This window comes from Nocardia macrotermitis, from assembly GCF_009604405.1.
GTDB lineage: Bacteria > Actinomycetota > Actinomycetes > Mycobacteriales > Mycobacteriaceae > Nocardia > Nocardia macrotermitis.
Map to the genome: position 1 here is coordinate 319,888 of NZ_WEGK01000003.1, position 18,613 is coordinate 338,500.

Annotated in this window: 19 protein-coding genes; 8 read left to right on the forward strand and 11 right to left on the reverse strand. The window is 66.9% G+C overall.

Annotated features, from left to right (window positions below; translation table 11 throughout):
- Positions 1-18 precede the first annotated feature (18 nt).
- Positions 19-594 (reverse strand): PadR family transcriptional regulator, encoded by a 576-nt coding sequence (locus tag NRB20_RS08655; RefSeq protein WP_153409286.1) that lies wholly within the window; start codon positions 592-594, stop codon positions 19-21.
- Positions 595-846: 252 nt separating this feature from the next.
- Between NRB20_RS08655 and NRB20_RS08660 the strand changes: the two genes are divergently transcribed.
- A complete protein-coding gene (locus NRB20_RS08660; RefSeq protein ID WP_153409288.1) occupies positions 847-1,665 on the forward strand; it encodes an SDR family NAD(P)-dependent oxidoreductase in 819 nt (272 codons plus the stop codon).
- Between the two features lie 313 nt (positions 1,666-1,978).
- On the opposite strand, the gene NRB20_RS08665 is transcribed toward NRB20_RS08660, so the two are convergent.
- Genes NRB20_RS08665 through NRB20_RS08675 form a run of 3 tightly spaced genes read right to left on the reverse strand, consistent with a single transcriptional unit; the run spans position 1,979 to position 4,590 of the window.
- Positions 1,979-3,058 carry an NAD(P)H-dependent amine dehydrogenase family protein gene (locus tag NRB20_RS08665; RefSeq protein ID WP_153409290.1) on the reverse strand — a complete coding sequence of 360 codons (1,080 nt, stop codon included), beginning with the start codon at positions 3,056-3,058 and terminating at the stop codon, positions 1,979-1,981.
- Entirely contained in the window at positions 3,058-3,891 is an 834-nt protein-coding gene (locus tag NRB20_RS08670) for an acyl-CoA thioesterase (protein WP_153409292.1), read from the reverse strand. Before NRB20_RS08670 ends, NRB20_RS08665 begins: the two co-directional genes overlap by 1 nt.
- A gap of 45 nt (positions 3,892-3,936) precedes the next feature.
- Complete coding sequence (locus tag NRB20_RS08675) at positions 3,937-4,590, reverse strand: TetR/AcrR family transcriptional regulator (RefSeq protein ID WP_319944640.1); 654 nt, start codon at positions 4,588-4,590, stop codon at positions 3,937-3,939.
- Positions 4,591-4,829: 239 nt separating this feature from the next.
- Between NRB20_RS08675 and NRB20_RS08680 the strand changes: the two genes are divergently transcribed.
- From NRB20_RS08680 to NRB20_RS08695, 4 genes are all read left to right on the forward strand, one after another.
- On the forward strand, positions 4,830-5,828 hold the full coding sequence (locus NRB20_RS08680; RefSeq protein ID WP_153409294.1) for an acyl-CoA dehydrogenase family protein: 999 nt from the start codon (positions 4,830-4,832) through the stop codon (positions 5,826-5,828).
- The gene (locus tag NRB20_RS08685) at positions 5,812-6,987 is read left to right on the forward strand and encodes an acyl-CoA dehydrogenase family protein (protein ID WP_319944641.1); all 1,176 of its coding nucleotides are present in this window, start codon (positions 5,812-5,814) and stop codon (positions 6,985-6,987) included. The genes NRB20_RS08680 and NRB20_RS08685 overlap by 17 nt, the downstream gene beginning before the upstream one ends.
- 14 nt (positions 6,988-7,001) lie before the next feature.
- The gene (locus NRB20_RS08690; RefSeq protein WP_153409296.1) at positions 7,002-7,784 is read left to right on the forward strand and encodes an enoyl-CoA hydratase; all 783 of its coding nucleotides are present in this window, start codon (positions 7,002-7,004) and stop codon (positions 7,782-7,784) included.
- A 203-nt stretch (positions 7,785-7,987) separates the two neighbouring features.
- The gene (locus NRB20_RS08695; protein ID WP_153409298.1) at positions 7,988-8,506 is read left to right on the forward strand and encodes a hypothetical protein; all 519 of its coding nucleotides are present in this window, start codon (positions 7,988-7,990) and stop codon (positions 8,504-8,506) included.
- Between the two features lie 116 nt (positions 8,507-8,622).
- Here NRB20_RS08695 and NRB20_RS08700 read toward each other — a convergent pair whose 3' ends face one another.
- The 7 genes from NRB20_RS08700 to NRB20_RS08730 all read right to left on the reverse strand — a co-directional run bounded on the left by NRB20_RS08700 (position 8,623) and on the right by NRB20_RS08730 (position 14,961).
- Positions 8,623-9,414: an acyl-CoA dehydrogenase family protein gene (locus NRB20_RS08700; RefSeq protein ID WP_406603795.1), complete on the reverse strand. Its 792-nt coding sequence runs from the start codon at positions 9,412-9,414 to the stop codon at positions 8,623-8,625.
- A 241-nt stretch (positions 9,415-9,655) separates the two neighbouring features.
- Positions 9,656-10,744, reverse strand: a complete 1,089-nt coding sequence (locus tag NRB20_RS08705; protein WP_153409300.1) for an acyl-CoA dehydrogenase family protein — start codon at positions 10,742-10,744, stop codon at positions 9,656-9,658.
- Between the two features lie 447 nt (positions 10,745-11,191).
- On the reverse strand, positions 11,192-11,623 hold the full coding sequence (locus NRB20_RS08710) for a nuclear transport factor 2 family protein (protein ID WP_153409302.1): 432 nt from the start codon (positions 11,621-11,623) through the stop codon (positions 11,192-11,194).
- Entirely contained in the window at positions 11,610-12,821 is a 1,212-nt protein-coding gene (locus tag NRB20_RS08715; RefSeq protein WP_319944642.1) for a metal-dependent hydrolase family protein, read from the reverse strand. Before NRB20_RS08715 ends, NRB20_RS08710 begins: the two co-directional genes overlap by 14 nt.
- 3 nt (positions 12,822-12,824) lie before the next feature.
- Positions 12,825-13,172 carry a hypothetical protein gene (locus tag NRB20_RS08720; protein ID WP_153409304.1) on the reverse strand — a complete coding sequence of 116 codons (348 nt, stop codon included), beginning with the start codon at positions 13,170-13,172 and terminating at the stop codon, positions 12,825-12,827.
- Positions 13,153-14,424 (reverse strand): aromatic ring-hydroxylating oxygenase subunit alpha, encoded by a 1,272-nt coding sequence (locus NRB20_RS08725; RefSeq protein WP_153409306.1) that lies wholly within the window; start codon positions 14,422-14,424, stop codon positions 13,153-13,155. The genes NRB20_RS08720 and NRB20_RS08725 overlap by 20 nt, the downstream gene beginning before the upstream one ends.
- A 12-nt stretch (positions 14,425-14,436) precedes the next feature.
- A complete protein-coding gene (locus NRB20_RS08730) occupies positions 14,437-14,961 on the reverse strand; it encodes a carboxymuconolactone decarboxylase family protein (protein WP_153409308.1) in 525 nt (174 codons plus the stop codon).
- Positions 14,962-15,253: 292 nt separating this feature from the next.
- Between NRB20_RS08730 and NRB20_RS08735 the strand changes: the two genes are divergently transcribed.
- The 3 genes from NRB20_RS08735 to NRB20_RS08745 all read left to right on the forward strand — a co-directional run bounded on the left by NRB20_RS08735 (position 15,254) and on the right by NRB20_RS08745 (position 18,543).
- Positions 15,254-16,420: an acyl-CoA dehydrogenase family protein gene (locus NRB20_RS08735; RefSeq protein WP_153409830.1), complete on the forward strand. Its 1,167-nt coding sequence runs from the start codon at positions 15,254-15,256 to the stop codon at positions 16,418-16,420.
- Between the two features lie 123 nt (positions 16,421-16,543).
- Positions 16,544-17,311: an SDR family NAD(P)-dependent oxidoreductase gene (locus tag NRB20_RS08740; RefSeq protein WP_153409309.1), complete on the forward strand. Its 768-nt coding sequence runs from the start codon at positions 16,544-16,546 to the stop codon at positions 17,309-17,311.
- A complete protein-coding gene (locus NRB20_RS08745; RefSeq protein ID WP_153409311.1) occupies positions 17,311-18,543 on the forward strand; it encodes a CaiB/BaiF CoA transferase family protein in 1,233 nt (410 codons plus the stop codon). Before NRB20_RS08740 ends, NRB20_RS08745 begins: the two co-directional genes overlap by 1 nt.
- Positions 18,544-18,613 lie beyond the last annotated feature (70 nt).

Genomic DNA, 18,613 nt, shown 5'->3' on the forward strand with positions numbered 1-18,613 from the left:
TCGTATCGGGAGATGCGATCACTCGGTGCGGCGGCCGCGACGCCGCTGCTGATGATGAGCCCGGTGTGCCCGTTTGACATCGGTTTTGAGCTGCCGGAGCTCGCCGGTGGCCTCGGTCAGGACCGCCCGGACGCGGTCGACGACCTCCGGGTCGCCGTGTGCGTGCACGATCACCGAGACCGCGGTCTTGAACAGACGCAGTGCGGGACCGACGATCTCGGCGGCGTCGGGGTCGCGGAACATTCCCCACTCACCGCGTTCGGTGGCACGCTCCCAGATCTCCCGCACGGTCTCGCCGTGCGCGTCGACCTCGGCGCGACCTGCCTCGGTGATGTGGAAAACCTTTCTGCCGCTGGTGATCTCGAGCGTGGCCAGGCCCTCGTCCTCCAGCTGTTGCAGGGTCGGGTAGACCGCGCCCGCGCTCGGGCGGTACGCGCCGCGGCAGCGATCCTCCAGCCGGGACATCAGTTCGTAGCCGTGGCCGGGTTGCTCGGCGATGAGTGCGAGCAGTGCCAGCCGCAGCTCGCCCTGGCCGAAGAAGCGTCCGGGGCCGGGGCCGATACCGCCGGGAATCGGAGGTCGTCGTGGACTCACGCTCTCAAGTTATATCGTAAGATATAGCTAAAGCAAGAGTCTGGAATTCGCGGATCTGCTGTTCACGTGTATGAGAACGATGTGTACTCTGATGGAGAACATAATTTCCACGCATGATTGCGTACAGGCGGCCCGGTTGTGCCGTCTTTGTGCAACTCGCCGGGTACCGTGCCCTGCGGGAAGGCTTGGCCGCACTCGTGTGATTCGCTCGAACCTGTTGTTTCACACAGGGTTCTGCTGAGAGGAGCGGTAATGCAGATCCAGTCGGGGCAGGTCGCCGTCATCACCGGCGGTGCCAGCGGTATCGGCTACGGCTTGGCCGAGGCGCTCGCCGCGCGCGGGGTCCGCGTGGTCATCTCCGACATCCGCGCGGACGGGCTGGCCGAGGCCGCGACCGCACTGCGCGAGACCGGGGCCGAGGTCACCGCCGTCGTCGCCGATGTGAGCGACGAATCCTCGGTGCGGGCCCTGGCCGAGGCCACCCTGGCCGCGTACGGCCGCGTGGATCTGGTCTGCAACAACGCCGGTGTGGTGTGCCCGGCGGCCCCGATGTGGGAGCAGGACGCCCGCACCTGGCAGCGCATGATCGGCATCAAGATGCTCGGAGTCATCCACGGCGTCAAGGCTTTCGCCCCGCTGCTGATCGCGCAGGGCGCCGGCCACATCCTCAACACCGCGTCCTCGGGCGGCCTCGCCCCGCTCCCGTCCCGCACCCCCTACACCGGCACCATGCACGCCGTCGTCGGCCTCACCGAAACCCTCGACCTGGAACTCAAACAGCAATCCCCGAACCTGGGTGCCACCGTTCTTTGCCCCGGCCTGGTCGACACCCCGCTCGGCCGGAACTCCGCTGCCCTCGGAGCCATCACACCCCCACCCGCAGACGCCCCGGCCCCCTCGATGCGCACCTTGGCCGCCGCCCGCGGCGGAATCCTCTCACCCCGCGAGGTGGCCGAGGCCGCGCTCACCGCCATCGAAGTGGACCGCGTCCACACCGCCCCCGGTGCGGGCGTCGCGGACCGGGCACAGGCTCGCGTCGATGCGCTCCTGTCGGATCTGGCCGCCGACTGAGCGACTGGCTGCCGTGACATCGCGGCGTCGGATACGGCAGAGGTGGCAACGCGTTGTGACCGCCGTCTGTAACCGGTGCTTCACATCCGTACCGTCCGGCGTGACCTGGTCGCGAGATCGGTTCAGGCGCATGGCATTCACCTCGGCGCTTGCCGACCATGCCTGACGGCGCGGTGACGAGTACGCCTTCGAATCATGTGTCGGCAGCCGGTGGTCGTTTGCCGTGCGGTCGGGGCGAACCCGACCGCAGCGAACGAATTGTCCGGTCTGTTGAGGCTTGCGGTGAGATATGTTTCGCCGCAAGCAGATTCGCTCAGCTGAGTCGGGTGATGATGTGCGGTAGGTCGAGGGTGGTGCGGATGCCGGGCTCTGCGGCGCAGACGGCGGGGATGGCGTTCACCGCGCGGTTGGCGGTGTAGGCGGGGGAGATCTCGGCCATGCGGTCGAGGGGGATGGGGAAGTGGAGGGTGACCTCGAGGGGCGCGTCGCCTTCGACCGATATGTGCCAGCCGGTGTCGTGCAGGTCCCAGGTGGGGTCGATGTCCTTGCCGCAGTACCAGGTGGCGCGGAAGCTCAGCAGGGGGCGGTCACCGACCATGGCGGTGATCGTGGTGCGTTGGGCGGCAACGGTTCCTCGCTCGATCGTGCCGGCCGCGATGGTGAAGGTTTCGCGGGCGGTGGCGACCTCGCCGTGTGCGGTGAGGGAATCCACGGGTTGGCCGAGGGCGTCGCCGAGCAGGCGTAGCGAGGGGCCGAAGCTCGCGGCGAGGTATTCGGCGCGGGCCGGGTCGAATTCGGTTGGCGCGCTGCCGAATCCCATGATGTCGAACAGCATGGACGGCGAATCACGTTGCGACAGATCGGCGTACTCGTCGATCGCGAGCCGGTCCAGGCGACGCTGGATCGAGGACAGCACCAGCGGTACGGCCTCGCTGATGAATCCGGGGCTGCTCCCGGTGCTGTGCACCGAGGACCGGCCCAGGCCGCAGGCGTGCTGAACCTGGTGTCGCAGTGCGGGATCCATACTTCCGGGGTGATGGAACGCCCCGCAGGTGGTCACCACGTTCGCGCCCGCGGTGAGCAGCCGGACCACGGTGTCGCCGTCGAAGAGCAGCGGCATGTAGAGCACGCAGTCCGCGTCCAGGTCGAGAATCTGCTCGATGTCGTCGGTCGCGAGCACGCCGGTCGGCGGCAGGCCGCACAACTCGCCCGCGTCCCGCCCGGCCTTGTCGGCGGAATGCACGAACAGGCCGACGAGTTCCAGCTCCGGATGTCCGATCACGCCGCGCAGCGCGCGAGCGCCGATGGTCCCGGTGGCCCACTGCACGACCCGGTACTTGGGCCGCCCCGGATCCTGCTGAGAGTTCTTGTCCAGCACGGTATTCGGCTCCATCATCGCACCGCCGCATCGGCATCGGGTTGCGGGAAGCGCACCATGGCCTCCTGCGCGTAGGACGCGACCAACTGCCCGTCCTCGGTGAGCACATCGCCGCGGCCGAAGCACCGTGCGCCGGACATGATCGGACTGTCCTGGCGCAGCAGCAACCATTCGTCGGTCCGGAACTCACGATGGAACCACAGGCTGTGCGAGGTCACCGCGGAACGGAAGGCGGTTCCGTTGCCGCTCTGGCGAATTCCCTCCAGCGGTCGCAGTGCGGTGCCGATCAGGTTCAGGTCGGTGGCGTACGCCAGGATCGCCGGGGCCAGTTCCGGGGACACCTGCGGGGTGCGCATCCAGAACTCGAATTCCGGTGGCCCGGAAGCGGAGTCGTCCAGGTCGGCGGCCGCGCGGGTCTCCCACGGCAGCAGACCCCACTCGACCTTGTGCTCGTCACCCAGCAGTGCGGCGGGTGCGGGCACGGACTGCCGCTCCGGACCCGCCTCGGGTGCGTGCATCGACAGGGATGCGGTGGCCGCGACGCCCGAATCCTGTTCGGCGACAATGCTCACCGTCGCGAACGAGCGCCCCTCGTGGTGGCGGCGCACCCGATAGCGGATCGGCTCGTCGGTGCGGCCCTCCCGCGCGAACAGCGCGTGCACCGACTTGACCGACTTGTGCGGACAACTCAGCGCCGCGGCGCGAACGAACTGCCCCAGCAGCTGCCCACCGAAGACGCGGTAGTACTCCAACTGCTGGTTGGCGCCCTCGAAGACGGTCTCGTCGTCGAGGGACGACCGGGTCGACAGTTCGAGGCAGGCGAGAAGATCACTCCACAGGTCGGGCATACACCCGAGTGTAAGTGAAACTCTCGATGATTGAGAATAAGATTCTCATTTACGGGCGAAGCCGTGCGCGCAGAAGCTCCAGACCTCGCTCGCGCTGATCGGATGCGTGGTCTCCTCGTCCGTGCCGCCGTTGGACTGCGCGGTGAACATGACCGTCTGCATCACCATCGCCGCCACCCGGCGCGGATTGGCATCGGCGCGAAGCTCTTTCGCCTCCTGCGCCTGCTCCATCAGCTCGGTGAACAGCGCCAGCACCGGCGCGTGCGCGACCTTGACCTGGGCGGGATGCGAAACCAGCAACTGCGGCGCGAAGTCGGTGAACAGCGGGCGCTGCGCGTTCGGATCGGGACGGCACAGCTCGTACAGCAGCTCGACGGTCACCTGCAACTGCTCCAGCGGATCGCTCTTGGCGTCGGCGGCGGCGCGCAGCTGATCGGCCGTGCGGTTCAGCGCGTCCTCGAACAGTGCCAGCAGCAGTTCGTGTTTGCCGTCGAACTGCAAATAGAAACTGCGCAGCGACTGCCGGGAGCGATCCACGACCTCCTGCACCGTGAAGTCGGTGGTGCCCTTCTCGGTGATGATGGCCTGGGCGGCGTCCAGGAACCGCTGCACGCGCTGCTCGGCGCGCAACTTCGCGGTGCGCAGCGACCGCTCGACGGCGCGCTGCTTCCAGGCGGGCTCTTCGCTGGGGCTACTCACAGTGTCACCTCGTCGGCGTCGGACGCCCACGGCTGTGTAGCCGGTGTGCTCGCGGACCTACTCACGGGCTCACTGCTCCTCGGTTATGTGAAGAGAACATGACTGCACTGTACCGGAGAACGTGTTTCCATCGGGTTGCTGGGTGGCGTGTTTGTCGACATAGTGGAGACTCTTACTTCCACTGAATGAGAATGATATTCTCGCTAGGCAACATAGTAGTCGGCAAGGAGGCTGTCCGGATGCTTTTGGAGTTCGACTCCGACCAGCGACTGTGGCACGACACGGTGCGCGAGGTGCTGGCCAAACAGTGCCCCCCGGCGCTGATCCGGGAGATCGCCGACAAGGGGGCCGACAGTGATGCGCTGTGGCGCAACTACATCGGCCACGGGTGGACCGAGCTGACCGATCCGGCGGCGACGGTCGAGCTGGGCATCGTGCTCGAAGAGTTCGGTTACGCAACGGATCCCACGCCGTATCTGGCGACCATGACCCAATTCGCGCCGCTGGCACCGGATTTCGCGCGGCCGGACAGCTCCGGCACCGCGGTGTACGACGGCATCACCGCCTTCCGTGACGCCGGGGGCTGGGTGCTCAGCGGTACCGCGCGGCACGTGCTGGACGGCGATCGCGCCGAACAGTTCGCCGTGGTGACCGAGGCCGGGGTGTTCGTGGTGCCCGCCGCCGAGGCGAGTACCCGGCGCAGCATGGTGTTCGATCCGGTGCTGCACGTCGGCGAGGTGAGTCTGGCCGGGGTGCGGGTGCGCGAGGAGAACTATCTGCGCGCCGATACCGAGCGGGCGCGTCACGTGGCGTTGACCGGGATGGCCCTGACCATGGTGGGCGCGTGCCGTCGCGTACTGGATCTGGTGCTCGAGCATGTGCGCACCCGCGAGCAGTTCGGGGTGCGGATCGGCTCGTTCCAGGCCGTCAAACACAAGGCTGCCGATATGCACATCGCCATCGAAAGGGCCCGTGCCCTGGCCTATTTCGCGGCGCTGACCATTCGCGACGACGATCCGCGCCGACGGCTCGCCGCGGCCATGGCCAAGGCCGCCGCGGGGGAGTGCCAGGCGCTGGTGTTCCGGCACGGCATGCAGCTGTTCGGCGCGATGAGTTTCACCTGGGAGAACGACCTGCAGTTCGCGCTCAAGCGGGCCAAGTCCGGCGAGCTCATGCTCGGCGGCGCCGCCGAACACCGCGCGCTGATCGCCGAGGAGTACCGTGCAACTGAATTTTGATCCCGAGGTCGAGGAGTTCCGGGCCGAATTCGCCGCCTTCCTCGGCGAGAACCTGCCCGACGAGGTCGCCGCCGCCGCGGACCGGCCGATCTCGAGTGCCGAGGTGCCGCCCTGGGCGCGCGAGTGGCAGCGGCTGCTGTTCGACAATGGCTGGCTGCTGCCTGGCAATCCGCCCGAATTCGGTGGCCGCAATGCCGGAATCCTGCAGCAGTACGTGCATTTGCAGGAGCTCTCGTACCGGCGCATCTATCCCAGTTTCAATCCGCAGGGCCTGGGCATCATCGCCGCCTCGCTGCTGTCCTTCGGCACCGAGGAGCAGAAAACCCGTTGGGCGCGACGGATTCTGCGCGCGGAGATCACCGCCGCGCTGGGGATGAGCGAACCGGGCGCGGGTTCGGATCTGGCCGGACTGCGCACCCGCGCGGTCCGGGACGGTGACGAGTTCGTGGTCAACGGGCAGAAGGTGTGGACCTCGGGCGCGCACGACGCCGATGTGCTGCTCACCTTCGTGCGCACCGATCCGGACGCGCCCAAGCACAAGGGCATCAGCGTGCTGCTGATCCCGACCGACTCGCCCGGCCTGACCCGGCGGCCCTTCGCCTCCATCTGCGGGCCGCACGACCTGGACTTCAACGAGGTCTTCTTCGAGAACGTCCGGGTGCCCGCCGAGAACCTGGTCGGCCCACTGAACGGTGGCTGGGGTGTTGCCAATGGGTCGCTCGGGCACGAACGCACGCTGCTGTGGCTGAGTTTCGCGGATCGGTTGCAGGAACTGCTCGAGGATTTCCGGCCCAAGACGGTGCTGGACCGGGACAGTTACGCGACGCTCGCGATGGACAATCAGGCGCTGCGGCTGCTGGGTTCGGCGGCGCTGGCCCGGGAGGCGCGCGGGGAACAGGACGTCGCCTCGCTGTCGGTGCTCAAGCTGCTGGGCTCCGAGGCGGTGCAGCGCGCGGCCGATTCGGCGTTGTACGCCAAGGGAATCGATGGGCTCGATCATCCCGGGATGACCGCGCCGTTCAATCCGCTCAACAACGACAATATGGTCAGCAGCTGGTTCGAGCGGTATGTCCGCAGTTTCGCCGGCACCATCGCCGGCGGTACCTCGGAAATTCAGCGCAATATCGTCGCCGAGCGCGTGCTCGGATTGCCCCGATAGGTCAGGAGCCCGATTTGTTCATCCGCTACGAGGTCGCCGACAAGGTCGCGACCATAACGCTGAATCGCCCCGAGGTCGCCAATGCGCAGAACCCGGAGCTGCTCGACGAACTCGATCAGGCCTGGACACGTGCGGCGGCCGACGAGGAGGTGTCGGTGATCGTATTGCGGGGCGAGGGTAAACATTTCTCCTCCGGGCACGATCTACGCGGCGGCGGGAAATGGCCGGACAAGATCACGCTCGAGATGATCTACACGACCGAGGCGCGGCGGTATCTGGAATATTCGCTGCGCTGGCGCAACGTGCCGAAGCCGTCGATCGCGGCGGTGCAGGGCCGGTGCATCTCCGGCGGGCTGCTGCTGTGCTGGCCGTGCGATCTGATCGTGGCCTCCGAGGACGCGCTGTTCTCCGATCCGGTGGTGCTGATGGGTATCGGCGGCGTCGAATATCACGGGCACACTTGGGAATTGGGGCCGCGCAAGGCCAAGGAGATCCTGTTCACCGGACGTCCGGTCACCGCGCGCGAGGCCGAACAGGTGGGCATGGTGAACAAGGTGGTGCCGCGCGAGCAGCTCGATGCCGAGACCTCCGAGCTGGCCCGGCACATCGCCACCATGCCGCCGTTCGGGTTGCGGCAGGCCAAGCGCGCGGTCAATCAGACCCTGGACATCCAGGGTTTCTACGCGGCCATCCAATCGGTATTCGATGTGCACCAGACCGGGCACGGCAATGCGCTGAGCCATACCGGTATGCCGATTCTGGCGCATCTGGCCGAGATGAAGGAGAAGCTGAAATAACCGGAGGAATTTCCCTCCGAAGAAGGGAATTCGCAACACGCGGGACGTGTCATTGGCTAGCATGATCGCTGTCGGCATTCCACTCGAATTCACCGGCAGCGCTTCGCTATACGTGACACGGCAGCGAAGCGGTCGAATTCCGCCGAAGCACCCGCGGTGGGATTTCATCCACCCCGAAATTCCTTCCGGAAAGAAATATACTCATGCGCGATACCCTTTTCCGCCGGACCGCGATCTGTGCCGCCCTGGTGGCCGTCGGCGCTTCCGTGCTGGCCGGCTGCGGCTCGTCGAACAGCTCCAGCAGCAGTTCGACCACCGCGGCCGCGGCGAGTTCCGCGGCCGCGACCACCGCCAGCGCGGGGACCAAGGCCGATGCCGCGACCACCCAGGCGGTGACCGAGGTCTTCACGAAGTTCTTCGACGCCAAGACCTCCGCCGCCGACAAGGCCACGCTGGTGGAGAAGGGCGACGTGTTCGCTCCGGTGTTGCAGGCCCAGGCGAGCAATCCGCAGGCGCAGGGCACCTCGGCCACCGTTTCGGCGGTGACTCTCAGTGACCCCACCCACGCCACCGTGACCTACTCGATCGTCATGGGCGGAACTCCGGTGCTGCCCAACCAGACCGGCAAGGCGGTGCAGGATGGCGGCAAGTGGAAGGTCGCCGCGGCCACCTTCTGCCAGTTGCTGACGATGCAGGGCGGCAAGTCCGCGGCTTGCAGCTGAGTTCTCGGCTGAGAACAGCAGTAGGCCCGGTGCGGATCTCGCATCGGGCCTACTGCCATGTGTGCCTCGGGGATGACCCGAGCTTCGGGCCGACGCGCGGGTCGGCGGTTCGAGGGTTACAACTGGGCCAGCCTGGGCGCGGCTCCCGCGGTGCGAATGCGGGCACCGGCCTCGCGGGTCAATTCCCTTGTGCTGCCCAGCAATCCGTCCAGCACCAGCACGCGCCGGATGTGGCCCTGCAAATCGTGTTCGGCGGTGAATCCGATTCCGCCGAGCGTCTGCTGACAGTGTTTCGCGGCCAGCAGCGCGGCTCTGCCCGCGGCGGCCTTGGCCAGCAGCGCGCCGAACTCGTCGTCGGCGGTACTCAGCGTCGCCTCGGCCCCCTCGAGCGCGACCAGCGTCTCGGCCAGCCGATGCCGGATCGCCTGGAACGACGCCACCGGCTTCCCGAACTGCTTGCGGTCCAACGCATGTTGCCGCGCCAGCGCCAACATGGTCCGGCCGCTGCCGATCAACCACCAGGCCAACGCCCGACGTCCGGCGCTCAGCGGAACATCGGTCCCGTCGGCGGCCGGATGCAACGGCAGTTCCTCATCGACCGTGCCACCGGGCTGATCGGTGCGCTCCCACACCACCCAGGACCCACCCGCGAACGGCAGAGTCACAGTGCCGCCCAACGGCTTTCCCGCCTCCAGCGCCACCACATCATTGAGCACCGGCGCATGCGCCCCGGTCTCCCCGAGCAGCCGAAATACCAAAGGTATTGCTACATCGGGCATCTCGGCAAGCATCTCCGCCCACCCCAACTCACCCAGCGCCCGATCCAGTTCGGCTCCCGAGGCAGAGGTCATCGCCTTGCGTAGACTCTCGGTCAGCAGCTCGATCTCGGCGGAATCACTATCTGTCACAGGAGCTTTCCTTCCTCATCGCACGAGTATCTCGACCGCCGGTCCGGGTATTCGGACACACAGTGAACCGTGAAGGGCTGTCGTCCGGTGCGAGGGTCGCGCGTTGTCCGGGCGACTGTTGTGCGAAGGTTCGGTTCCATCGCGCGGGTGAAGCAGGTCGGGTGCGGCTGAATTACCGTGTGCCGCAACAGGTCGGCAGACGATACCGGTCGCATGGCCGGGGTCGGCCCGCCGTGCACACTCATTCTTTCCCCAGGTCCAGCAGTCGCCGGGCGACGATGTTGCGTTGGATCTCGGCGGTGCCGCCGTAAATGGTGGCGGCGCGGGAGTAGAGGAATTCGGTGCGCCACGGGGAATCCTGGAGTTCGACCGCGCCGGGGAGCAGGTCGCGGGCGGTGTCTAGGAGTTGTTGTTCGGCGGTGGCCAGCAGGATCTTGTCCACCGAGGTCTCCGGGCCCAACGACGCGCCGGATGCCAAGCGCTGCTGGGTTTCTCGGGATCGGCAGCGCACGGTGTGCAGGGCCAGGAAGGCTGAACCGAGTTCGGCGTCGTCGGGGATCGTGGTCTGGTCGATCACCCGGTCCAGGCGGGTGAACAGGTAGGCGATGCGGTGCCAGAAGCAGGTGGAGCGCTCGTGCGGGAGCAGGTCCATCGCGACCTTCCAACCGTCGCCCGGACGTCCCAGCATGCGATCGGCGGGAACGCGGACGTCATCGAAGTACACTTCGGCGAACTCGTCCACGCCGTGCATGGTGCGCAGGGGGCGCACGGTGATGCCGGGGGTGTCCATGTCGAGGAAGAACGCGGTGATCCCGTCGTGGCCGGGCGCGGTGCGGGTGAGCAGGACGCAGCGTGCGGCGTACTGCGCGAGGCTGGTCCACACCTTCTGCCCGTTGACCACCCAATGATCGCCGTCCGCAACGGCTTTCGTGCTCAGTGAGGCCAGATCGCTACCGGATCCGGGCTCGGAGAATCCCTGACACCACTGCTCGCGTCCGGACAGCAGCCGGGGCACCATCTCCGCGGCCAACTCGGGTCGAGCGTAGGAGATCATCGTCGGCGCGAGCACCTCGATCATCGAGTAGTTCCCGGGTTCGGCCAGGTCGCGCGTGGCGACCTCCTCACCGAGAATCGCGCGCAGCACCGCGGGGCCGCCCAGGCCACCGACCTCGGCGGGCCACCCGTACCGCATCCAGCCCGCGTCGTACAGCGCGCGCCGCACCCGGCACAACTGCTCCAACTCGGCGTCGAGCGAGTGATCGGGGCCGGGCGTCAGATCGTTCTCATCGAGCCAGGCGCGCACTCCGGCACGAAACTCGTTGATATCCATAATGTTCAGACTCTCTCGGGAGCTACCGACCGCCGGATGTCAGGTCCGGCGGGCTACTGCGCGTCCCGAACTGTGCGGGCGGCCGCAGCATGGTGTCTGCCAAACGCATGGTCGAGCGTGTTGCGGCGGCCGTAGCGGGGTATGCCTCCGAACGCGTGGTCGAGCGCATTGCGGGTGGCTGGATCAGGCCGTGCCGCCGAACGCGTGATCGAGCGCAGTGCGGGTGGCCGGACCAGAGCGTGCCGTTGAACGCATGATCGAGCGTGTTGCGGGTGGCTCTGTAGCGGGGCGTGCTGTTGAAGGCGTGGTCGATGCGGGTGGCCGTAGCAGGGCGTGCCGTTGAACGTGTGATCGGGCGGGCCGGACCAAGGCGTGCGGCCCGCCGAAGTGCGGTCGAGCGCGTCGCGGGCGGCCGAGGCGTCGTTGACCCGGCCGACCGCACCGACGTCATTGGCGGCTGCGCTCGAAGGCGTGCGGGATACCCGAGTCGTGGTTCCCGTTGCGCCGGATGAAGGTCATTCGGCGGGTTCGCAAACGCCAGCCGTTCTCGGTCCGCACGAGCGTGTCGCTGTAGTAGCCGATCCGCATGTCGTGATTGGTGTTGTCGATGAAGCACAGCGGCTGGGTGCCGGTCGCGGTGTCACCGTCGATGTCGAGAACCGGTGTGCCCGTGAGGAACAGGCCCTTGGGCGCGGCGGCGACCAGCTCCGGGAACAGGTCCAGGGTGTAGGTGTCGCCGAACGCGCTGTAGGTGCCGTCGGGGGTGAACACCGAGACCACGCCGTCGATATCGCCCTGGGTGATGGTCACCGCGTACTTGGCCAGCAACTGCTGGATGTCGAGGAGATCCTCGTAGCGCGAGGGTTTATCGCTGGACAAAGACCTTGCCGCCTTTCATCACGAACCGCACGTCCTGGGTGACGGTGATGTCTTCGATCGGGTTGCCGGGCACGGCGATGATGTCGGCCAGCATGCCCTCGGCCAGCCGCCCGCGGTCCTCGGCGTCGATGAGGTCCGCGCCGTTGACCGTCGCCGCGCGCAACACGTCCAGGGGCGCGAGCCCGCGTGAGACCAGCGCGACGAGTTCGTCCGCGTTCTTGCCGTGCGGAATGGCCGGTGCGTCGGTGCCCACGGCGATCCGCACGCCCGCCTTGTAGGCGGCCAGCACCGAACTCTGCGCCTTCGGAAACATCTCCGCCGCTTTGGCTTTGAGCGCCGGGTCGGCGTGCGAGATGTCCATGGCGTCGGTGAGCCGGGTGGTGGGCACCAGCCAGGTGTTGTGCTCGACCATCATGTCGATGGTCTCGTCGTCGATGAGGAATCCGTGCTCGATGCAGTCGATTCCGCAGTCGACCGCGTGCCGGACCGCCTCCGCGCCGTGCGTGTGCGCGGCGACCTTGAGGCCGCGCCGATGCGCCTCGTCCACGATGGCGCGCAACTCGTCATCCGAATAGTGTTGCGCACCAGGCGATCCCGTCAGCGACATGACACCGCCGGATACGCAGATCTTGATCAGCTGCGCGCCGTACTTGATCTGGTACCGCACCGCCTTGCGCACCTCGTCCACGCCGTTGGCGATGCCCTCCTCGAGGGTCAGCTTCAGCACGTCGGGGGCGAAGGCGGAGAACATGGTCGGATCCAGATGCCCGCCCAGCGGGGTGATCGCGTGTCCGGCGGGCACGATCCGGGGTCCGTCGATCCAGCCGCGATCGATCGCCTTACCCAGCGCGACGTCCAGCAGGTAACCGCCGGTCTTCACGAACAGACCCAGGTTGCGCACGGTGGTGAACCCCGCCCGCAGCGTGCGGCGGGCATTGCCCACCGCACGCATCATCCGCAGGGCGGGGTCGTCGGTCACACTCGAGGCCAGGCCGGTCTCGCCGCGACCGCCCATCAGCAGATTGACCTCCATGTCCATCAGCCCGGGCAGCAGCACGACGTCGCCGAGGTCCAGGACCTCCTCGCGCTCCGGACCGCCCAGTCCGACAATGCGATCGCCGTCGACATGCACGATGCCGGGCCGGATGATCTCGCCGGTGTCGATGTCCAGCAGACCGGCCGCTCGAAGTGTGAGCACGGGTTACACCACCGGCTCGGAGACCACGGCGACGTAGGCCGCGCCGGAGTCCGGCACGCGCGGCTGCTTCCAGACCTCCACCGGGAAGGAGACCATCACCAGCGACTGCAACAGGTGGAACAGGTGGCGCTGCTCGTCGGGCAGGTCGTTCCAGTCGAACTTCTCGATGTGGGCCAGCGCCTCCTGCAAACGCGGGAAGACGGCCTCGTAGAGGTCCTGCATCTGCTCCATCGACGAGGCCAGGCGCTTGGTGTAGCGCTCGGGCTCGGTCGCCAGAATCCAGTCCGAAAACCGTTGCAGGTCAGCGAATTCGGCGGGCAGGGTCTTGGTCTCAGCTGGCTGCGCGGGCATTGCGGTACTCCTTCACGATGTTCTGGACGGTGATGTGCAGGTGGCGCAGCAGCACCTCCTGGTCGTTGAGCGGGAACTCGGTGATCGCGCCGGTCTCGAGCATGGTCTGGGTCGCCTCGAGGGTGTTGGCGTCCTGGAGCGCGTACTCCTTGAAGGTGACCCCGGCCAGTTCCTGGCGCAGCCGCTCGGTGGCGTTCTTCGGCGGCACGAAGTACAGGTTCGCCTCGAAGACGTGCTTGTTCACCGCGGTCGGCCAGTAGTGGTAGGTCAGGTACCAGCCCGGCGCCCAGATCAGGATGCCGAAGTTGGGGAAGACCTCGAATTCGTCCACGCCCCAAGCCTTGTGGCCCGCGGGGTTGACGCCGGACGGCAGCGGGTCCAGGCCCTCGATGTCGGGGCGGTCCCACGGGCCGAACAGGCCGCTGCGTAGCTCGCGCTCGATCGGCTTGACCATGCTCGGGTCCTTCGGCGGGGCCATGCCGCCCCACGAGGAGACCATCGAGTGCGGGGTCCAGCACTCGTAGTGCAGGGCCTCGAAACCGACCTCGAGCAGCTTGTCGGCCTCGTCCTTGACCGCCTGCTTCATGTGCAGCACGGGTGCGTGGTAGAACTCGGCGAACGCGTCGATGAACAGCTTCCAGTTCGCGCCGATCTCGGAGCGGTAGCTGTAGACCTCGGTCATCTCGTGGAAGGGGTAGCCCTCCAAGCCTTTTGCCCACGCGCCGAGGTATTCTTCGAGCGGCTGGGCGTTGTCGTCGAGGTTGATGAAGATGAAGCCCTCCCACACCTCGCAGCGCACCGACTTGAGCCCGAACTTGCTCTTGTCGATGTCGAAGAATTCCTTCTCCTGCTGCACGAAGGTGGCCTCACCCTCGAGGCTGTAGCGCCAGGCGTGGTACTTGCAGGTGAACTGGCGGCAGGTGCCGGCGGTCTCCTCGCCCGGGTAGTCCTCCCAGACCAGCTTGTTACCGCGGTGACGGCAGATGTTGTAGTACGCGCGGATCTGCTTGTCGTGATCCTTCGCGATGACGAAAGACGCGTTCACACAGGCGAGTTCGCGGGTGAAGTAGCTGCCCACCTTCGGCAGGCGCTCGACGCGGCCGACGTTGAGCCAGCTCTTCTTGAAGATGGCCTCCTGCTCGTCGGCGTAGAAGGCGGGATCGGTGGAGTCGGTGAAGTCGACCACGTCGGTACCCAGCTCGGGGTAATTCTCCGTCCAGCTGCCGGCAGCCGGTTTTGTGAAGTGTGGCAAGGGATTTACCTCTCAGTGATCGGTCTTGACGCCGAAAGTGTTGAGTGCCATGGACATCGCGATGTAGCCGCCGATGGTGAAGACCAGGTCCATGCGCTGTTTCTCGTCGAGACGTTCGGCCAGGGCGGACCAGGTCTCGTCGGAGAGTTCGGATTTCGCGTCGAGCTCGTCGACGCAGGACAGGATGAGGCGGTCGAAGTCGTCGGTGCCTTCGCCGCGGGTGACGGCCTCGATCTCCGCTACGGTCAGTCCCGCCTCCTGCGCGAACTTCAAGTGGTGCACCCACTCGTATTCGCAGCGGCGGTTGTGGGCCACGCGCAGGATGATCAGTTCGCGGGCGCGGGGCGGCAGCGTGGACCGGAACAACAGATGCACGCTGAACCCGAGGAACGCCTCGGTCAGGTCCGGGTGCCGGGCCAGCGGTGCCATGGCGGGGCCCGCGGATTCGGGATTGCGCATCGCGCGGGGCAGCAGGGCGCGGAACGCGTCGCGGGTGCGGTCGTCCCACTGGTCCGCCGGTAGCGGCGGCAGGCGCATGCCGACCTCCTCTCGTGAGAATCTGATTCTCTAAAACTGAGGACTAGATTTCCATGAACCCGGGCGATAGTCAACGCCGGGGCTCCGGCCTGGGGGAATCGTGACCATCGGAAGTGGGTCGTGACCGGCCGCGTCGGCGGTTCCGCCCTGGTTTCCGACGGATCGGATGGTGATTCTCCAAATAAGAGAATATAGTTTCCCTAGCGTTGCGTGCCCGGTTCGTCGCGGGCCCGAAGTCCGCAGAGTCCGGCCCCCAGGGGCGGAGAGGAGTCCCACGATGACGAGCGGCGGCATGAATTTCGAGCTGACCGAGGATCAACAGCTGATTCGCAGCACCGTCGCGGAGCTGTGCCGCAAGTTCGACGATCAGTACTGGATGGCCAAGGATCAGGCGCACGAGTTCCCGACCGAGTTCTACGACGCCATCGCCAAGGGTGGCTGGCTGGGCATCACGATTCCCGAGGAGTACGGCGGGCACGGGCTGGGCATCACCGAGGCCACGCTGCTGGCCGAGGAGGTCTCGCGCTCGGGCGGTGCGATGAACGCGGCCACCGCCATCCACATGTCGATCTTCGGTATGCAGCCGGTGGTGGTGCACGGGTCCGACGAACTCAAGGCGCGCACGTTGCCGCGGATCGCCGAGGGGGAGCTGCACGTGTGCTTCGGCGTCACCGAACCCGGTGCGGGACTGGATACTTCGCGGATCACCACGTTCGCGCGGCGCGACGGGGACCACTACGTGGTGAACGGGCGCAAGGTGTGGATCTCCAAGGCGATGGAGTCCGAGAAGATCCTGCTGCTCACGCGGACGCAGCGGTACGACGAGGTCTCCAAGAAGACCGACGGGATGACGTTGTTCCTGACCGATCTGGATCGCGCGCACGTCGACATCCGGCCGATCGCGAAGATGGGGCGCAACGCGGTCACCTCCAACGAGCTGTTCATCGACGGGCTGCGGATTCCGGTCGAGGATCGGGTGGGTGAGGAGGGGATGGGCTTCAAATACCTGCTCGACGGGCTCAATCCCGAACGCATGCTGATCGCCGCCGAGGCGCTCGGGATCGGCCGGGTGGCACTGGATCACGCGGTGCGGTACGCCAAGGAACGCGTGGTGTTCGACCGGCCGATCGGGATGAACCAGGGCGTGCAGTTCCCGCTGGCCGATTCGCTGGCCCGGCTCGACGCCGCGGAGTTGGTGTTGCGCAAGGCAACCTGGCGTTACGACCAGGGGCTGCCGTGTGGGCGCGAGGCCAATACCGCCAAATACCTTTGTGCCGATGCGGGTTTCACCGCCGCGGACCGGGCATTGCAGACGCACGGCGGGATGGGGTACGCCGAGGAGTATCACGTGGCGCGGTACTTCCGGGAGGCGCGGGTGATGCGGATCGCGCCGATCAGTCAGGAGATGATCCTGAACTACCTGGGCTCGCACGTGCTCGGGCTGCCCCGGAGTTATTGAGCCGCAAGGTTTCCCGGGCTCGAGGATGGCCCGCCGGAACCGATGGCCGCCGTGGACGCGGCGGTCAGGACAGGACCGGGACGCGCAGGTGTCCGGTACACGAATCACACAGGGAGTCGGCCGATGGCAGGCAACAATGGATTGTTCGATCTGAGTGGGCGCGCGGCGCTGGTCACCGGCGCGGCCGGGGGGATCGGGTCCGCGGTGGCCCAGGCGCTCGCGACGCAGGGCGCGGCGGTGCTGGTCACCGACGTGAACGGGGATGCGGCAGCGGCAGTTGCGGAGAAGATCGTCGGAAACGGTGGTACCGCTGCGAGTTTCGCGCTGGATGTGTCCGATCGTGAGGCGGCCGACGCCGCCACCGCGCGTGCGGCCGAATTGGCCGGGGGCACACTGCATATCGTGGTGAACAACGCCGGTGTCACCGATCCGCACATGTTCTCCGACATCACCGCGGACTCGGTGCGGCGGCTGCTGGAGATCCACACCATGGGCACCTTCAACGTCTCGCAGGCGGCGCTGCCGTATCTGCCGACCGACGGCACCGGGCGGATCATCAACGTGACCTCCTCGGCGGGCATCGTCGGCACCCTGGGCCAGGTGAACTACTCCGCGGCCAAGGCCGCCATCATCGGCATCACCAAATCCCTTGCGCGCGAACTGGCTCGCAAGAACATCCTGGTGAACGCGCTCGCGCCGCTGGCCGCCACGCCGATGACCGACACCATCCGCACCGACGAGAAGTTCGCCAAGCAGATGTTGAACCGGATTCCGTTGCGGCGCTGGGCCGATCCGCAGGAGGTCGCCGGGGCGTTCGTGTTCCTCGCGACCGACGCCGCCTCCTTCATCACCGGCCAGGTGCTGCCGGTGGACGGCGGCATGGTGATGTGATGCTGGATCCGAGTGCCGGTCCGCTGGCCGGAATCACGGTCGTCGCGCTGGAACAGGCGGTGTCCGCGCCGATGTGCACGCGCGCCCTGGCCGATTTCGGGGCCCGGGTGATCAAGGTCGAGAACCCCTCGGGCGGCGACTTCGCCCGCTACTACGACGATGTGGTGCAGGGGCAGGCCGCGCACTTCGTCTGGTGCAACCGGGGCAAGGAATCGGTCACCCTGGACCTGAAATCCGATGCGGGCGTGGAACTTCTGCATCGGCTGCTGGATCGCGCGGATGTGCTGGTGTCGAATCTCGCGCCCGGGGCGACCGCGCGCTTGGGCCTTGCGCCGCAGGACATCTCGGCCCGGCACCCGGATCTGATCGCCGTGGAGATCGACGGCTTCGGCGCGGGCGGGCCGCTATCGCACAAGCGCGCCTACGACCTGCTGGTGCAGGCCGAATCCGGAGTGTGCGCGGTGACCGGGACGGCCGATTCACCCGCCAAACCCGGCCCGCCGATGGCCGATGTGACCACGGGACTGTATGCGGCACTGTCGATTCTGGCGACGCTGTGCGGGCGACTGCGCAACGGACCCGGATCCGGGACGAATATCGCGGTCAGCCTGTTCGACATGATGGCCGAGATGATGGGGTACCACCTGAATTACGCGCGGTATTCGGGTGTGGATCTGGTGCCGCTGGGGATGAGTTCCCCGGCCGTCGCGCCCTACGGCGCCTACCGCACGGCCGACGATCAGACGGTTGTGTTGGGCACCACCAACGATCGCGAATGGCAGCGGCTGTCCCGGGATATGCTGGGCCGCCCCGATCTGGCCGAGGACGCGCGATTCCTGACCAACCCGGGGCGCTGTGAGCATCGTGCCGAGCTCGATGACGCGATCGGAAGCTGGTGTGCGGCACATGATCTGGAGCACATCCAGAAGGTCGCCGACGAGGTCGGGATCGGCAACTCGCGGTACAACAAGCCCAGCGAGGTGATCAACCATCCGCAGCTGGTCGAACGTCATCGGCTGCGCACCATCGACACCCCGGGCGGGCGCATCGTCGCGGTACTTCCTCCCGCAGTGATCGACGGCTTCGAACCGCCCATGGGCCCGGTGCCGGGACTCGGCGAACACACCGACAGTCTGCTGGCCGAGATCGGTTGCAGCGCAGCGGAAATTGCCACGCTTCGGGGGAGCGGGGCGGTCGGTGCGCGGTACCAGCCGCCGGTGGAAGCATCATGACAGCCGCACGCAGGGGAATCGAGGGTTGCGTTGGCAGTGCTCGGCCATCGGTGGAACTCACTGTGGTGCA

Bases quoted from the DNA above. Each gene is read 5' to 3' on its own strand.
- NRB20_RS08660 (WP_153409288.1), top strand. From the start codon at position 847: ATGCAGATCCAGTCGGGGCAGGTCGCCGTCATCACCGGCGGTGCCAGC.
- NRB20_RS08670 (WP_153409292.1), bottom strand. From the start codon at position 3,891: ATGCCCGACCTGTGGAGTGATCTTCTCGCCTGCCTCGAACTGTCGACC.
- NRB20_RS08695 (WP_153409298.1), top strand. From the start codon at position 7,988: ATGCGCGATACCCTTTTCCGCCGGACCGCGATCTGTGCCGCCCTGGTG.
- NRB20_RS08665 (WP_153409290.1), bottom strand. From the start codon at position 3,058: ATGGAGCCGAATACCGTGCTGGACAAGAACTCTCAGCAGGATCCGGGG.
- NRB20_RS08745 (WP_153409311.1), top strand. From the start codon at position 17,311: ATGCTGGATCCGAGTGCCGGTCCGCTGGCCGGAATCACGGTCGTCGCG.
- NRB20_RS08705 (WP_153409300.1), bottom strand. From the start codon at position 10,744: ATGGATATCAACGAGTTTCGTGCCGGAGTGCGCGCCTGGCTCGATGAG.
- NRB20_RS08680 (WP_153409294.1), top strand. From the start codon at position 4,830: ATGCTTTTGGAGTTCGACTCCGACCAGCGACTGTGGCACGACACGGTG.
- NRB20_RS08730 (WP_153409308.1), bottom strand. From the start codon at position 14,961: ATGCGCCTGCCGCCGCTACCGGCGGACCAGTGGGACGACCGCACCCGC.
- NRB20_RS08720 (WP_153409304.1), bottom strand. From the start codon at position 13,172: ATGCCCGCGCAGCCAGCTGAGACCAAGACCCTGCCCGCCGAATTCGCT.
- NRB20_RS08740 (WP_153409309.1), top strand. From the start codon at position 16,544: ATGGCAGGCAACAATGGATTGTTCGATCTGAGTGGGCGCGCGGCGCTG.
- NRB20_RS08735 (WP_153409830.1), top strand. From the start codon at position 15,254: ATGAATTTCGAGCTGACCGAGGATCAACAGCTGATTCGCAGCACCGTC.